Origin of the sequence: Pedobacter heparinus DSM 2366, from assembly GCF_000023825.1 — a bacterium.
In the GTDB taxonomy this organism is placed as follows: Bacteria; Bacteroidota; Bacteroidia; order Sphingobacteriales; family Sphingobacteriaceae; genus Pedobacter; species Pedobacter heparinus.
The window spans coordinates 1,888,759-1,904,926 of sequence record NC_013061.1; the positions used below are offsets into that span (position 1 = coordinate 1,888,759).

Consider the following 16,168-nt stretch of genomic DNA (forward strand, 5'->3'; position numbering starts at 1 on the left):
GGATGTTTTTTTATAGAAAATCATCTGGAGCGATCTCCCAGGTCCAGGGTTTTTTAAAGCTGTTAAATGTGCGCAGGGTTTTTATAGTCAGTGGCTGTTCAAAAATGTTGTCTTTCACAAGGCTGTCACCCATCGATCCGGTGATCACTTTTCGCGTTTTATTTATAAAGTCATATTGCTTGTCATTCATTTCTCCGGAACCGGAATGATAGGCAAGGTTATTGGCCCTTACCAATTGCCAGTCTTTATCTAAGTATTTAAAGCTATAATTTAATTTCCAACGCCAGTTTGCACCACCTTCGAAAGATAGTAAAAGTTGGTTTTTCTCAATGAGCATGGGGCGTAAGGGATCGCCCATGGCTCCTCCTTCTTCGGATCTTAGCATGAAGTTGTTGTTTTGGGTGACCAGCCGGAATGCACCACCAGCAGATCTTTTAAAGTAGATGGCCAGTATCCTTGGTTTTTGTACTTCTGTAATCAGCTCTGTTTCATTGTCGCCATAAGCACGGTTTTCTTTAACTGGCCTGTAAAATTCCAGTACCAGGGCCAGGTCTTGAATGTTGTCGTTATTCAGGTCGCCGGAGATGCTGTCGATCACTTTCCAGTTTTTAGGAACCAGTGCGGCAACTGATTTTCCCTGGTCGGGAAGCTGAGGAAATACAAAGGGCTGGGCCCGTATGCTTGTATAGCAGATTAAAAAAAAGAAGGTGAGTTTAAGTTTCATATATCTGATATGAACGCTGATTGTGTTTAAATAGTGTTTAATATTTTGGCCTTGGGCAATTGAAAGCTAAAGGAAACCTGTTGGCCTGTAATGTCCACCTTTAGTTCAGACCCATTGCTTTTGATGTATTCCCGGCATAGGTGCAGGCCCAGGCCAACCCCCTTTTCCTGTCCAGTACCATAGGTGGCTTCAAAAGCATTGGGATCTGTGATGTGTTCTATATTCAGTTCATGACCATCGGGAATGTTATTGCTGATGCAGATTTCTGTATGCTCCGTTGCCTTTGTGAGTTTAATATAGATGCTTTGCGTTGCTGGTGTAAACTTTATCGCATTGTCGATCAGGTTACGCAATACCAGCTGTATCTGGTTTTCATCGGCATATACCATCAGTTTTTCAGGAAGCTGCAGTTCAACAGTGATCCCTTTGAGTTGTGTTAAGGGGGCATAAACCAATACCAGCTCTTCTACCAGTATGCTCAGGTCAAATGCCGAAGGTTGGGTAGTTACCCCGTCCATCTGGCTTTTTGCCCAATATAAAAGATTGTTGAGTGTATTGTGTATGGTATCGATGCTTTTTTTGTTTTCGTTGAGCAGCATTTTAAGTTCATCCAGGCTCAGCAGGTCCATATCCTTTAAGGAGAAAATGCTGACCAGACTGTTAAAAGGACTTCTCAGGTCGTGCGCAATAATAGAGAACAGTTTGTTTTTTACAGCATTGGAGGCTTTGAGCTGTACAATGCTTTCGCTTAATTTTAAAGTGCGGTCGGCCACCTGCTCTTCCAAACGCTGGTTTTGTGTTTGCACCAATATGAAATTCTCTTCACGTGCCTTCCTTTCATTATTGATGATGACACGGTAGCGGTCGCCCAGTGCAAAGGCCAGGAGCAGCAGTTCAATGGTCGAACCTACAGGTACAAATTCAAAGCTGTAATCATGGTAATCAAATACCCCATCCATGCTCAATACGGTTGCAATAATGGTTACAGCAATAAAGGTCCAGGCCAGTATGTAGTATTTGGCCGGGGTATGGCCTTTTTTATAGGCCATCAGGCCTAAGGTCCATAAAATAACAGAAAAACTGATGGTAATGTATTGGGCAAGCGTTGCCGATATACTTTTAAACCCGGCAATGCTGGTGATGAACATGATGAGGGCGAGGCCGGTTAAAACGTTACATATTTGTATTGCACGTGGTGATATGGCTTTCAGGTTAAGGAACTTTTTAGAAAACAGGATGCAGGAGATGGTAGAGATACTGAGAAAAGTATGCGGATAATGGTTTATAAACAGCTTAAAATTATCACCAAATAAATAGCTGTAGCCTCTTAAATAACCCACTACATATAAGCCAAGTGAAAAAACGTAGAGGCTGTAATACAGGTAGGTACTGTCTTTCATGCTAAAATAAAGAAAAATATTAAAGAGGAACAGCGTGAGGAGCACACCAATATATATGGTTTGCAGGTTATTTTTCAGGGATGTTCCAGGCATGAAGTTTTCTGATGTGGCCATTTTAATGGGCAGCAGCAGGATATTGTTTGTTTTTACCCTGAGCCAAAGGGTTGATGCTGCTGTATTTTCCGGTAGCAGCGGTAAACTGAATATATAATTGTTTGTGGCTATAACACCGGGTGCAGAAGGCCTTAGGGCTCCTGTTTTTCTATGTATAAAGTCGGCACCTTTAGGGATATAAAGATCTATGTGTTCGATGTTTGGCACATCAACAATAAGGTAATCGTGTCTGGATCCGATGCTTAAATAATCGATCTTTACCCAAAATGCCGATTTTTTATTGCCCAGGTTGAGTATCTGTTGCTGGCCCTGTGTAAATTTTCCGGCCTTTTCAAGTGCCATCACCTGGTTCAGCGTCAGGTTTGCGTTCTGATCTTCAAAATAGGTTACCTGTTTACCTATGTTGTTATTCATAAGATTGGTATCGAGGCGGATAGGTTGTGCTTCGGTATTCAGGTAGGCTAAAAAAAGGAGAAGGAGGGTAATTAAACGCATAATATAGAGTAAGGACTATTCTAATGTAAACAATTTACGGAAGAAATTGAATGGAAGCAGTAATTTTAAGCTGTCAGTTTTCTTTTCTTAGCACTTCCAGGGGCGATTGGTTCAGTACTTTTCTGCTGCTCCATACACCAGTAATGACTACCATCAGGGTGATGCCGGTAAAGAAAGCGGCAACTGGCCAGAGGGATGGCGTAAAGCTGGTGGCGAAACTGAATTTGGCGAGGGCCCAGCTGCCGGCCAATGCCAGTATCATGCCTGCTCCAGTGGCCACAATACCCAGAAAGAGATATTCAATGGCGGTGATGCTGAGGATCTGTTTTCTGCTGGCGCCGAGTGTCCTCAGCAAAACACTTTCGCGCAGGCGCTGCCCTTTGCTGGTCAGTACGGCCGAGAGCAGTACGATCCAGCCGGTGGCCATACTGAACAGGGCCATAAAGCGGATAACAAAACCTATTTTACCCAACAGTTCATCCAGTACCTGCAGTACGAGCCCGAGGTCTATGACCGAGACATTCGGAAATTGCCGGAGCACCTCGTTTTGAAAAGCTGCGGATGTTTTTCCCGAAGGCACGCGGGTCATCAATACATGGAACTGTGGGGCATCTTCCAGTACACCTTTTGGAAAGACCACGCGGAAGTTGGTTTGCATCCTGCTCCAGTTTACTTCCCTTAAACTGCCTACAACGGTTGGAATGAGCATTCCCTGTACGTTAAAGAGGATTTTATCGCCTATGCCGACATGTATGCGCCTGGCATAATTTTCTTCAAGAGATACATATACAATATTGTCTTTTTGTACAGTTCCGCTCCATTTACCGGCTGCAATTTTTTCGGCAGCAGTAAGCGTATGCTGAAAGGTTACCCGCAGTTCTCCTTTGAAGGCCCGTTGTGAAGGTTCCTGCTTTTTTGAATCCGGGTTATCCGTACTGTCGGCCGCTGCCAGTACTGAGGCAGTTTTGCCGTTAATTTCTGCTATACGTACCGTAACAATAGGTACCTGGTTCATGACGGGCAGCTGATGTGATTTTACCAGCTGCACAAGGGCTTTCTGCTGGTCGTTCTGGATGTCGAACAGTACCATATTGGCCTGGTTTTCACCTGAAGAAAGGCGAACGCGGTTCATGAGGATGCCCTGTACAAAAAACAGGGTGCAGATGAAGGCGGCAGACAGGCCTATGGATATGGTGAGCATCAGGGTCTGGTTATTGGGGCGGTACAGGTTGGCAAAACCCTGGCGCCAAAGGTAGCCCGTTTGTGGTGGCAATAGTTTACGTACCAGCCACATCAATAATTTAGACAAGGCAAAAAGGAGTACAAAAGCAATGAGTATACCGGCGGTAAAAGCAATGGTCTGTATCCAGCTGCTCATTTGCAGCCGTGTAAAAGCCATAACAAACAACAAAATGAACAGGTAAACTGCCCAATTCAGCAGATCGCGCCGGTTGCCGTTTTTTTCAAAAGATAAGCGCAGTGCATTTAAAGGTGAAATGTGTCTTACAGCCAACAGCGATGGCAGTGCAAAAAGTACAGAAATGATGACGCCCAATAAAATGCCCTGACCAATGGCAGGGAAGGAGAGCTGGGCGGTCATTTCTACCGGTATGAAATCTTTTAATACGGCGGGCAGCAGGAACTGGATCAGGGTACCGAGCAGTGCACCTGCCAGGGCAGCGATAAGTCCGATGACCTTGATCTGGATGAGGTAGATGAGGAAAGCCTCAGCGGGTTTTAAACCCAGGCACCTTAATGTGGCTACAGCAGCCATTTTTTCTTTGATGTATACATGAACGGCGCTACCTACACCTATGCAGCCCAGCAGCAGGGCAACAAAACCGGAAAGGGCCAGGAACCTGTTCAGGTCTTTGAAAGATCTGCCGGTATCTTCTTTTTTCGAAGCTACGGTTTCCGTATCCAGTCCCTCTTTTTCCAATATGGGCTGAAGCTGTTTTACTATTTTTTCTACTGCATCGGGGTTGTTGTACCGGTAATAATATTTAAACTGTATGCGGCTGCCGGTTTCTGTAAGGCCGGTTTGCTGCAGGTATTTTAAAGGGATGTATACAATTGGTGCTACTGTAGAGGAGATGCCGGTTTGGCCCGGGGCTTTGTTCAATATCCCCTCGATGCGGAAGCTGAGTTCGCCAACCTTAATGGAATCGCCGGTACGGGCATTAAACTGGAGCAGCAGGGTCTTGTCTACCAGTGCCTTTCTTCCACCTTGCCTGAACGTTTTTGCAGCACTGACCGGACTGCTCTCTATTTCACCGTAAAATGGATAATTGCCTTCCAGGGCCTTGATCTGTACCAGCCGGCTGCCTTGGTTTTTTACAAAATACACCATAGACGGGAAGCTTCTTTCAGCGGCCCTTTCATTGCCCAGACCCTGCAGGAGGGCTGCAGTTTTTTTATCCGGGGCCCTCCGGCCCTCAATGACCAGGTCGGCCCCGGTCAATGTCTTCGCCTGCTCATCAATATCATGCTGCAGGTTATCCCTGAAGGAATATACGGCTACCAGTGCGGCTATACCGAGTACAATAGAAGAGGTAAAAAGAAATAAGCGCGATTTGTTGTGGCGGCTGTCACGCCAGGCCATTTTAAACAACCAGCGGATATCCACCGTTCTGCCGGGCCCTGGTTGGTGTTCAGACATACAGATCAGATTGAATGGTCCCGGCTTTTAGCTTAATGATCCGGCTGGTATGGGCAGCCAGTTCAAGGTCGTGCGTTACGATGATCAGGGTAGTACCCGCTTCCCGGTTCAGTTCAAACAGCAGCTGTTGTATTTTTTCACTGGTTTCTCCATCTAAATTTCCGGTAGGTTCATCGGCAAACAAAATGTCGGGTTTATTGGAGAAAGCCCTGGCCAGGGAAACACGTTGCTGTTCACCACCGGAAAGCTGTATGGGATAATGTTGGGCACGGTCTGACAGGCCTACCTTGGCCAGTAGCTCCATGGCCCGCTGCGTCACATTTTTCTCTCTTCTCAGTTCCATGGGCACCATTACGTTTTCGAGTGCCGTAAGGGTGGGCATCAGCTGGAAATTCTGAAAAATGAAGCCTACATGGTTATTGCGTATGGCGGCAAGTTCGTTTTCGTTCAATTGGTCCAGCTTCACTTTGTTTAAGATTACGCTGCCGGCGCTTGCCCTGTCGAGCCCCGCACAAAGGCCAAGTAAGGTTGTTTTTCCACTGCCTGAAGGGCCGGTAATGGCTACCGTGCTGCCCCGGGGTATAGAAAAATCAATATTGCTGAGTACCCTAAGGGCAGTACCTGCACTTTTATAGGTTTTACTTACGTTTTGAACTTCAAGGATGTTTTCGGCAGACATGAATAGCGGATAATATTTTAAATTTAACGAAGGATTACCTGTTAAATATACAAGTATTCGTTAATTTAGATTTTATATATCACGATATGTTACGGACTAATTTTATGAGCGCTATCATTTTGCTGAGCATGATAACTGCCTGTGGGAACAATCAGCATACAGCCGGAGGACAGGAAAATGTCAAAACTGATGGCACAGTGCAGGCTGGTACAGGCCGGCCTGAGACACAGCATATCCTTTTTTTTGGTACAAGTTTAACGGCAGGCTACGGGCTTGATCCGGAAGAGGCGTATCCGGCCATCATCCAAAAAAAGATAGACTCGTTAAATTTACCTTATAAAGTGATCAATGCAGGCCTGAGCGGCGAAACATCAGCCGCAGGCAAAAGCAGGATAGACTGGCTGTTAAAGCAGCCGGTTGATATTTTTGTATTGGAACTGGGTGCAAATGATGGCCTGCGGGGCTTATCTGTTGCAGAAACATCGGCCAATCTGCAGGCTGTAATTGATAAGGTAAAGGCCAGGTACCCTAAGGTAAAAATGGTGATGGCCGGTATGCAGATGCCGCCCAATATGGGGGCCAGCTATACTGCTGATTTTAAAGCATTGTTTAGCAAGCTGGCACAAAAGAACAATATGGCGTATATTCCTTTTTTGCTGGAAGGAGTGGGTGGCCAGGCCCGGCTTAACCAGGAAGATGGGATCCATCCGACGGCCGAAGGGCAGAAAATACTGGCAGAAAATGTATGGGCCAGATTAAAACCTTTACTTTAATTATTTATACAATCAGAAAATGCAAAATAAAATCTTACCGGCGTTTCTCCTGATGTTCTTTTGTTCGGTTTCCCTTGCCCAGGAAAAAAGAGAACGGATCCTTTATATTGTAGACAGCATACCGATCATCAAAGAGCCAAAGGATGAAGAACAGATCACTGAAGCGGATATTTACAATGCTGAAGTGATTACGGATGAGAAAAAAATCAATTCAATGGGCCATTTTTTTACGGATAAGATCATTATGCTGACCACTAAAGCTTATGCTGCCCGACCGGAAGCTTTAAAAGCACTTCCCAGGAGAGCGCTGATGGAGAAGAAAGATGGGGCCATGTACGTAAAGGGGGCGATTAAACCTTATTCGGGGAAGTTTATAGACTATTATATGAACGGCAATATAAAGGCCGAGGGCACCATGTTGTATGGACTTTTAAATGGCACCACTACAGCTTATTATGTGAATGGCAATAAAAGATATTTTATGAACCATCAGGCAGATATTGGTTATGGGCCAACCGAGGATTATTTTATCAATGGGAAGCTTAAGGCCAGGGGGAAATACCGGAATGGCGAAGAAGATGGAATATGGCAGGAATTTTATTCGACAGGGAAATTAAAAAGTGAGATCAATTGTAGCCTGGGTAAAAAAGAACTGCCAAAAGAGGTGCTAAGATTTTATGAATTACTGGGCAAGGCTGAAACGCTGATTAAAGAAAACGATTATAAGACCCTGATTAAAAAGATGGATGAAGCGGTATTGTTAAATGCCGAATATGCCGATGTATATTTTTACAGGGGCAATGCGAAGTTTAACCTTTTTGATTTTGACAGTGCCATTGCTGATTTTGATAAGGCAATTGAACTGGAGCCCTTATATATGCAGGCCTTAAGTTCGAGGGCTTTTGCCAGGTTAAGGAAATATGAGTTTAAGGACAGCAAAACCTTAAGCAAAACAAAAGAGGTAACGGTAATGGCGGCCAAGGATAACGTTCCTGTGCCAAAGGAAGACCAGGATAAGATCTGTGCAGATCTAAAACTGGGCTATGAACTGGGCGACAGGAAGCCAATGATTGTTGACGTTATGAAACGGTATTGCAGTACCCCATAAAAGGGTACTGCCTTTTGGTTTTCTACTTTGTATTTTCTACCGATACATTATACAGTTCGTACCAGTCCTGATGATCCAGCTCTATGGAAAAAGCATTGGCCGCATTTTTGATCCTTTGTACATTGGTAGTGCCAATTAAGGGCAATGCCCCTAGTTTTACCAGCCAGGCTACGGCAAGGGATTCGATATCGGCCTTATATTTTATACTCAGCTCTTCCAGTTTTGCCCGTACTTTAAGGGCCTGTACATCTGTACCGGCTGCTATACGGCCTTCTGCAAGCGGGGCATATGCCAGTGGCCTCATGTAACGTTGTTTGATATAGTCGAGCTGCCCGTTGTCCAATGCCTGGGTGCTGAGCAGGTTCAGTTCTATGTGGTTGGTTACAATGGGTTTGGTTAGGTAAGCTGCCAGCAGCTGGTGCTGGAATACCGAAAAATTGGCAACACCGATGCTCTTGATCTTTCCGGAATCTTTCAGTTTTTCCAGCGTCAGGGCTGTTTCTTCCAGGTTGGAGATGGCATCCAGTTTGTCGAGCAAAAATATATCGATGTAATCTGTTCTCAGGTTCCTTAAGGAAGACTCCACACTTTTAGTGATGTGGGCAGCAGAAGTGTCATAATGCTTAACCCTGATTTCCGGATTGTGCGGATGGGGAAGTCTTAACCCACATTTTGTGAACAGGACTACTTCATCCCTTTTAAACAGCCCTTCCTTCATCAGATCGCCGAAAAGTGCCTCGCATTTGTAATTTCCATAGCGATCCCCATGTTCAAAGGTATTGATGCCCAGTTCCAGGCAAAGGCTGACCACTTTTTTTAAAACGCTATCGGCCTCTTTAACCTCGTCCCATCTGTAAAAACCGTATACCGCAGGTGAAACTTTCGGGCCTGCGTCGCCCATATATACTTTTTGCATATCCTGTCTGTTCTAAATCGCTCAAGTTCGCTTTTTTTTACAGGATATCAAAAGCAGGGCATAAAAAAAATGATTTTTGGAAATGAATATATAATCTTTACCTTTGCAATTCATCTGATGATATGATGAATTATGGGAATTGAATATATCAAAAAGAAATCGCTGGCGGATGAAGTTGCGGCCAGACTTCAGGAACAAATTACACTGGGCAGGTATAAGGTAGATGAAAAACTACCCATAGAACCAGCGCTGATGAAGCATTTTGGAGTAGGCAGGTCTACGATCAGGGAAGCGATAAAGATCCTGGCAAATTCGGGCTTACTGCGCGTACAGCAGGGTATAGGTACTTTTGTAGAGCAGGTTACCTGCAGTAAGGAGCCGATGGAACAAAGGCTGAAGCGTGCAAATGTGCAGGATCTGGACGAAGTGCGGCAGCTGTTGGAAATGAAAATTGCCGAAAAAGCTGCCCTAAACCGGACAGATGCTGATATCATAGCCATCAGGGGCCATCTGGAAAACCGGAGAAAAGCAGCGGCCGAAGGTTTAAAAGAAGCTTGCATAGATGCTGATGTAGCCTTTCATATGGCCATAGCAGAGGCTTCAAAAAATGAGATCCTGGCCGATCTCTACAAGTCCACTTCCGTACACCTTAAAAAATGGTTTCTTCAGATCTATCCAGATACCCGGGCATTTGAGGAAACGTATGTGATCCACGAACAGCTGTTAAAAAGTATCATTGCCGGCGACGCCAAAAAGGCATGGACAATTGCCGCAAAAATTATCGGTCACGTATCCCAGTAAACAATTTACATCACCCATTACCAATTATAATGAAAACAACAAATCCGGCCTCTGCCATTGAGCCTAAACAAATTGCCCAGCAAACCGTATTTCCGATACTTTTTGCCATTAGTTTTTCCCATTTACTAAATGATACGATACAGTCGCTCATACCTGCCATTTATCCTATTGTAAAGAATACCTATCAGCTGAGCTTTTCGCAGATTGGCTTAATTACCCTGATGTTCCAAATGGCCGCTTCTTTATTCCAGCCATTTGTAGGCTTATATACCGATAAAAAACCACAGCCTTATTCACTGGCTATAGGAATGGGTTTTACGCTGGTCGGCCTGATCACTTTATCTTTGTCCAACGGATTTTACTTCATGCTGCTTTCTGTTGCACTTATTGGTACGGGCTCTTCCATATTCCATCCGGAAGCATCTCGTATGGCCCATGCTGCTTCAGGCGGAAGGAGAGGCCTGGCCCAGTCCATCTTTCAGCTGGGTGGCAATGCCGGAAGTTCTATCGGACCTTTGCTGGCAGCCTGGATCATTGTGCCCTACGGACAGTTCAGTGTGATCTGGTTTTCTATCATTGCTTTACTGGCCATTATGATTTTGAGCTGGGTAGGCAAATGGTATAAGGGCTATATGGTCAATTTAAAGGCCAGAATGGGGGCAAAAGTAAATGTGGTAACCAATAATTTCTCCAGAAAAAGGGTGGTATTTGCCGTGATCATTTTACTGGTCCTTATCTTTTCAAAATACTTTTACATGGCCAGTCTGACCAGCTACTTTACCTTCTATCTAATAGATAAGTTTCATGTACCGGTGCAAACCTCGCAGCTTTACCTGTTTGTATTTTTATTTTCCGTTGCGGCCGGTACACTGATCGGTGGTCCGGTGGGCGACAGGTTCGGCCGTAAATATGTGATCTGGTTTTCTATTTTAGGTACAGCACCTTTTGCCTTGTTGCTGCCCCATGCCAATTTATTCTGGACCGGGGTATTGATCGTACCGATAGGTGTGATCCTGGCCTCAGCATTCTCTGCTATTCTGGTGTATGCGCAGGAACTGATACCGGGTAAGGTGGGACTGGTTGCGGGATTGTTCTTTGGTTTTGCTTTTGGTATGGGCGGTATAGGGTCTGCTTTACTGGGTAAGCTTGCCGATAGCACCAGCATCAATTACGTATTTCATATCTGTGCATTCTTGCCCCTGATTGGTATCATTACCGGGTTTTTGCCCAATATTGAGGGCAGGAAAAAAGCCTGATAAAAAAAAGGCCGGTAATTTTGTTACCGGCCTTATGCTTTAAATATACCTGTTGATCAGGTTTTCCAGGAATTCCTGTTTGCCGCTGATGGTTTGCGGTTCGCCCTGTGCCACTGCATAATCGCGCAGGTCTTCCAGGCTTAAGCTCCCTTCTTCAAAGGCTTTGCCTTTTCCACTGTCGTAAGACGCATATCTTTCTGCCCTTATTTTTTTGTATTCAGAATGCTGAAGGATGCGGTCGGCGGTAATCAGGGCCCGGGCGAAAATATCCATTCCACCAATATGTGCATGGAAAAGGTCGGCCGGATCCGTTGAATTCCTGCGGATCTTGGCATCGAAATTTATACCCCCACCTTGCAGGCCCCCTGCTTCCAGGATGATCAGCATGGATTCTGTAACCTCATTGATGTTGTTTGGAAACTGGTCTGTATCCCAGCCATTTTGTTCGTCGCCGCGGTTGGCATCAATAGAGCCCAGCATTCCGGCATCAGCAGCCACCTGCAGCTCATGCTGGAAGGTATGTCCGGCCAGCGTAGCATGGTTAACTTCCAGGTTCAGTTTAAAATCACCCAGCAGGTCGTACTGACGGAGAAAGCCAAGTACGGTTGCTGCATCGTAATCGTACTGGTGCTTGGTGGGTTCACAAGGTTTGGGCTCAATAAAGAAGGTGCCTTTGAAACCATTTTTACGGGCATAATCTTTGGCTGTATGCAGAAATTTTGCCAGATGTTCCTGTTCGCGTTTCATATTGGTGTTCAGGAGGCTCATGTAACCTTCGCGGCCACCCCAGAATACATAATTTTCCCCATTAAGGGCTATGGTGGCATCAAGGGCTGCTTTTACCTGTGCTGCGCCATGGCTCAGCACATGAAAGTCGGGATTGGTAGCCGCTCCGTTCATATACCTGCGGTGAGAGAAAAGATTAGCCGTACCCCAAAGCAATTTTACACCTGTTTCTGCCTGTTTGGCTTTTGCATAATCGGTCATGATCTGCATCCGTCTTTCATTTTCTTTGATGTCGTTGCCATAATCTACCACATCCACATCATGAAAGCAGTAATAGGGCAGGTTCATTTTGGTCAGAAATTCAAAGGCTGCATCCATTTTGTCCTTTGCACGATCCAGTACATCCGCTTTCGCGTCCCAGGGAAAAATATGTGTCGGACCGCCAAAGGGATCTGTACCATTTCCGCAGAAAGAATGCCAGTAAGCACCGGCAAAACGCAGGTGCTCTTTCATCTTTTTGCCGGCAACCACCTGTTCAGGATTGTACCATCTGAAAGCCAGCGGGTTGTCTGTTTCCTGTCCTTCAAAGCTGATCTGTCCGATCCCTTTGAAATATTCGTTGTCTGCAGTAAGTTTTGTCATCTGATAAGGTATTATATTGATTTTTTAATTACAGTTGTTTTTCGAGCAGGTTTTTCCAGTCGAGGTATTCATTTTCCAGCTGATCTTTGCCGGGTTCTACCAGTTTCAATGGTTTTTTATGGGTAAAAGCCTCGGCGGCCGACTTAAAGTAGCCTGCACCAATTCCGGCTCCTATGGCGGCGCCATAGCTACCATCGTTATCGTAAAGCTCTACGGGCACCCCGGTAATGTTTACAAATGTTTGCGTAAAAACATCACTTAAAAAGAGGTTTGATTTTCCGGCCCTGATCACTGTAGGGTTCATGCCATTTTCTTTTAAGATATCCAGTCCGTAACGGAAAGCAAAGGCAATGCCCTCCTGAACAGCACGGAAAATGTGCGCATTGCGGTGGATGTTGAGGTCGATACCCTGCAAATGGGCGCCTACTATTTTATTGTTCAGCATGCGTTCTGCCCCATTGCCGAAGGGAAGTACGCGGAGGCCTTCACTTCCCGGTGATATGGTTTGTGCAGTTTCGTTAATGGCAGTATAGTTCATGCCGGTACCAAAGCTATCCCTGGCCCAGCGGTTCATGCTACCCGTTCCGTTAATGCATAACAGCACACCAAGGCGGGGTTGTTCTGCGCTATGGTTTACATGGGCAAAAGTATTTACCCTTGATGCCTTATCGTATAAAAGCTGTTCCGTTACGCCGTAAATTACTCCGGAGGTTCCTGCTGTGGCGGCAACCTCTCCGGGTTGGGTTACATTTAAAGATAAGGCATTATTGGGCTGGTCGCCAGCCTTGTAAGCTACAGGTATCCCAGGTTTTAGCCCAAGCTGTGCTGCTACGGCTTTCATAAGCTGGCCATGTACTGAAAATACTGGTTTTATTTCCGGAATCAGGGCCTTATCGAAGTCGAAAAACTTCATTAAGGCTTCAGAAAGCTGATTTTCCCTGAAGTCCCAGAATACACCTTCCGACAAGGCGGAGATGCTGGTGCTGACTTCCCCTGTGAGCTGTAGGGCAATGAAATCGCCGGGCAGCATTACTTTGGCTATCCGGGAATAGATTTCGGGTTCATTAGCTTTTACCCAGGCCAGTTTGGCAGCTGTGAAATTGCCTGGTGAATTGAGGAGGTGCCGGAGGGCATACTGTTCACCCAGCTGTTTAAAGGCATGGTTACCCGTCTCGACAGCGCGGCTATCGCACCAGATGATGCTGTTCCTGAGGCATTCGCCATCCTTGTCTACCACCACCAGGCCATGCATCTGATAGGCAATTCCAATAGCGGAAATGTCATCCGGGTTGTAAGCGCGCCGGGCATGACATAAGGAAATGGCTTTTTGAACATTGGTCCACCACAGCCGGGGCGATTGCTCGGCCCAGCCGTGTTTCAGGCTAATGATCTCCGATTCCGATTCAGGGTAGCTGGCGCTCGCAAGCGTATGCCCCGAATTGGCTTCGACAACAGAAACTTTTATAGATGATGTGCCTACATCAATACCTAATAGCAGCATTGTATTTATAATTTGATAAAACGAAAATAAGCAAATATTTCAGTTTAGCAATCGATTGCCTATTTAAATTTTATGCGGTCTTTTCCATGAAGGATTTGTGAGTTGTTGTATTTTTTTATTATGTTTAAAAACTCCCTTTTGATATTGATCAGCTAACCGGTTGATTTGTTGATGTGTGCGCTGCTCTTCTTCAAAGGTCTTTTGACGAAACAAATGAAACCTAAATATGATGAATGGAACTAAAGATTTAAATGCTACGGACCGCAGGTCCTTTTTAAAGAAGTCGGGTATCGTAATGCTGGGAAGTACACTGGCTTATCAAACAGGTTTTTCATCGGGCTTGTTTAATAGCGCTAAAACATTGAAAGTTGGGCTGATTGGTTGTGGCGGCCGGGGCACAGGTGCGGCCATGCAGGCGCTGAATGCCGATCCGGATGTGATCATTACCGCTATGGGGGATGTTTTTGAGGACAGACTGGAGGGTGCTTATCAGGCGCTCATCAGCCTTGATGCCAAGCGGGTCAGGGTAGATAAAAAAAGAAAATTCATTGGTTTTGATGCCTATCAGAAAGTCATAGATTCGGGAGTGGATGTGGTGCTGCTTACTACGCCACCTGCATTCCGCCCTGACCAGCTTACAGCGGCCATTGCTGCCGGCAAGCATGTATTTTGTGAAAAGCCGGTAGCCGTTGATGCCCCGGGCATACGCAAAGTGCTGGCCGCAGCAAAAGCGGCGGCAGAAAAGAACCTTTCCCTGGTTTCGGGATTCTGTTTCCGCTATGATCTGCCTAGCAGAGGGGTGTTCAGCAGGGTTTTAAATGGGGATGTGGGCAGTATTAAAACCGTTTCAACATTTAGGAACGGGGCCGGCAACTGGTCCAATCCGCGCCAGCCTGGCTGGACAGACCTGACCTATAAGTTAAGGAACTGGCATTACCAGAACTGGCTTTCGGGTGATTTTATTGTTGAGCAGGCGGTGCATAGCCTGGATATGATGTCCTGGGTGATGGGCGATCAGATGCCGCTAAAGGCTACGGGTACCGGTGGACGGCAAGTGCGTGTTGACGAGATTTACGGAAATATTTACGATCATTTTGCGGTAGAGTTTGAATATGCGAACGGTGCAAAGGGCTTTCATTTTTGTCGCCAGCAGGAGGGCACGTCCAACCGGAATACAGTGGATGTACTGGGTACAGAGGGGAGTGCCTTTGTAAATGTAGGGATGCGGTACGAGATCAGCGGAAAAAACAACTGGAAGTACGATGGTCCGAAAAAGAACATGTACCAGATCCAGCACGATGAGCTTTTTGCAGGCATCAGAAATGGAAAACCGATCAATGACGGGGAATGGATGGCAAAAAGCACCTTATTGTCCATTTGGGGGCGCATGGCTGCGTATAGCGGACAAACCATCAGTTATGATGAGGCCCTGAATTCCAGTGTGGTGCTGGGACCAAAAATAGAAGATTATAACTGGGACCTGAAATGGGATAACCAGCCGGTAGCCATGCCGGGAATTAGCAAAGTCATTTAATCTCTAAATTGAACAAGCTGATGAAGAAAATATTCAAGGGGATGGTTATGGCTTTTTTATGGGCCTTTATAGGTATATCTACAGCAAATGGCCAGGATAAACCCCTACAGTTTGGCCAGGAAACCTTGCTCTCTGATGCAAAAGGACAGGCTAAGGCCATTAACTGGATAAACGTAAATACAGATAAGGAAACCTGGAAAAGGGAAAAAGAGCTGCTGGTCTGTTCGGGCAAGCCTATAGGGGTCATGCGCTCGGAAAAATTATACGAAAATTTTATACTGGAGGTGGAATGGAAACACCTGGAAGCAGGCGGAAACTCGGGGGTATTTGTATGGAGTGATGCCAAGCCCGGTGAAAATAACCGTTTGCCCGGTGGTGTTGAAGTTCAGATGCTGGAACTGGATTGGGTAAACATCAATGCCAAAGAGGGGGTACAACAACCCATTGCTTATGTACATGGAGAGCTTTTTGGAGTAGGCGGGGTAGAAACGATACCGGATACGCCGAGAGGGACAAGGAGCAAATCGGTAGAGAACCGCTGCAAGGGAAAGGGAGAATGGAACAGGTACCAGGTGGTCTGTGTGGATGGCACCATCAAGTTATCGGTAAATGGAAAATTTGTGAACGGGATCAGTAAATCGACTGTAAGAAAGGGCTATCTCTGTCTGGAATCGGAAGGTGCCCCCATTCATTTCAGGAACCTGAAAGTAACAGTGCTGGACTGATACCCCTGATTGTTCATGGCTAGTTTTTCTGTCAGAAAATACCCATAAATAGGTATTTTTTGCTTAACAGGACGTCGGTAGCTTTGTAAGCTAAATCGCTTAACAATCTAAATGA

13 protein-coding genes are annotated in these 16,168 nt (G+C 45.7%); 6 read left to right on the forward strand and 7 right to left on the reverse strand.

All coding sequences use genetic code 11. From position 1 onward, the window contains the following. Positions 1 to 10: 10 nt before the first annotated feature. The 4 genes from PHEP_RS07980 to PHEP_RS07995 form a co-directional block, all read right to left on the reverse strand. On the reverse strand, positions 11 to 724 hold the full coding sequence (locus PHEP_RS07980; RefSeq protein ID WP_015807423.1) for a hypothetical protein: 714 nt from the start codon (positions 722 to 724) through the stop codon (positions 11 to 13). A gap of 26 nt (positions 725 to 750) precedes the next feature. Next, entirely contained in the window at positions 751 to 2,733 is a 1,983-nt protein-coding gene (locus tag PHEP_RS07985; protein ID WP_015807424.1) for a sensor histidine kinase, read from the reverse strand. A 73-nt stretch (positions 2,734 to 2,806) separates the two neighbouring features. Further along, positions 2,807 to 5,392, reverse strand: coding sequence for an ABC transporter permease (locus PHEP_RS07990; RefSeq protein ID WP_015807425.1), 2,586 nt, complete (start codon positions 5,390 to 5,392; stop codon positions 2,807 to 2,809). Next, the gene (locus PHEP_RS07995) at positions 5,385 to 6,071 is read right to left on the reverse strand and encodes an ABC transporter ATP-binding protein (RefSeq protein ID WP_015807426.1); all 687 of its coding nucleotides are present in this window, start codon (positions 6,069 to 6,071) and stop codon (positions 5,385 to 5,387) included. Before PHEP_RS07995 ends, PHEP_RS07990 begins: the two co-directional genes overlap by 8 nt. A gap of 104 nt (positions 6,072 to 6,175) precedes the next feature. On the opposite strand from PHEP_RS07995, the gene PHEP_RS08000 reads away from it, so the two are divergent. Further along, entirely contained in the window at positions 6,176 to 6,844 is a 669-nt protein-coding gene (locus PHEP_RS08000) for an arylesterase (protein ID WP_015807427.1), read from the forward strand. A gap of 19 nt (positions 6,845 to 6,863) precedes the next feature. Further along, the gene (locus tag PHEP_RS21550) at positions 6,864 to 7,952 is read left to right on the forward strand and encodes a tetratricopeptide repeat protein (protein ID WP_049772229.1); all 1,089 of its coding nucleotides are present in this window, start codon (positions 6,864 to 6,866) and stop codon (positions 7,950 to 7,952) included. Positions 7,953 to 7,974: 22 nt separating this feature from the next. Here PHEP_RS21550 and PHEP_RS08010 read toward each other — a convergent pair whose 3' ends face one another. Continuing rightward, the gene (locus PHEP_RS08010; RefSeq protein ID WP_015807429.1) at positions 7,975 to 8,868 is read right to left on the reverse strand and encodes an aldo/keto reductase; all 894 of its coding nucleotides are present in this window, start codon (positions 8,866 to 8,868) and stop codon (positions 7,975 to 7,977) included. A 132-nt stretch (positions 8,869 to 9,000) separates the two neighbouring features. Here PHEP_RS08010 and PHEP_RS08015 point away from each other — a divergent pair, with 132 nt between their 5' ends. Next, positions 9,001 to 9,669 (forward strand): FadR/GntR family transcriptional regulator, encoded by a 669-nt coding sequence (locus PHEP_RS08015; protein WP_015807430.1) that lies wholly within the window; start codon positions 9,001 to 9,003, stop codon positions 9,667 to 9,669. Between the two features lie 29 nt (positions 9,670 to 9,698). Further along, a complete protein-coding gene (locus PHEP_RS08020) occupies positions 9,699 to 10,925 on the forward strand; it encodes an MFS transporter (RefSeq protein ID WP_015807431.1) in 1,227 nt (408 codons plus the stop codon). Between the two features lie 39 nt (positions 10,926 to 10,964). Here the strand turns inward: PHEP_RS08020 and xylA are convergent, their stop codons facing one another. Next, positions 10,965 to 12,293, reverse strand: coding sequence for a xylose isomerase (xylA, locus tag PHEP_RS08025; protein ID WP_015807432.1), 1,329 nt, complete (start codon positions 12,291 to 12,293; stop codon positions 10,965 to 10,967). A gap of 28 nt (positions 12,294 to 12,321) precedes the next feature. Then, entirely contained in the window at positions 12,322 to 13,794 is a 1,473-nt protein-coding gene (locus PHEP_RS08030) for a xylulokinase (protein WP_015807433.1), read from the reverse strand. Positions 13,795 to 14,020: 226 nt separating this feature from the next. Between PHEP_RS08030 and PHEP_RS08035 the strand changes: the two genes are divergently transcribed. Then, positions 14,021 to 15,328 (forward strand): Gfo/Idh/MocA family protein, encoded by a 1,308-nt coding sequence (locus PHEP_RS08035; protein ID WP_015807434.1) that lies wholly within the window; start codon positions 14,021 to 14,023, stop codon positions 15,326 to 15,328. Positions 15,329 to 15,348: 20 nt separating this feature from the next. Continuing rightward, complete coding sequence (locus PHEP_RS08040) at positions 15,349 to 16,053, forward strand: 3-keto-disaccharide hydrolase (RefSeq protein WP_015807435.1); 705 nt, start codon at positions 15,349 to 15,351, stop codon at positions 16,051 to 16,053. Positions 16,054 to 16,168: the final 115 nt, after the last annotated feature.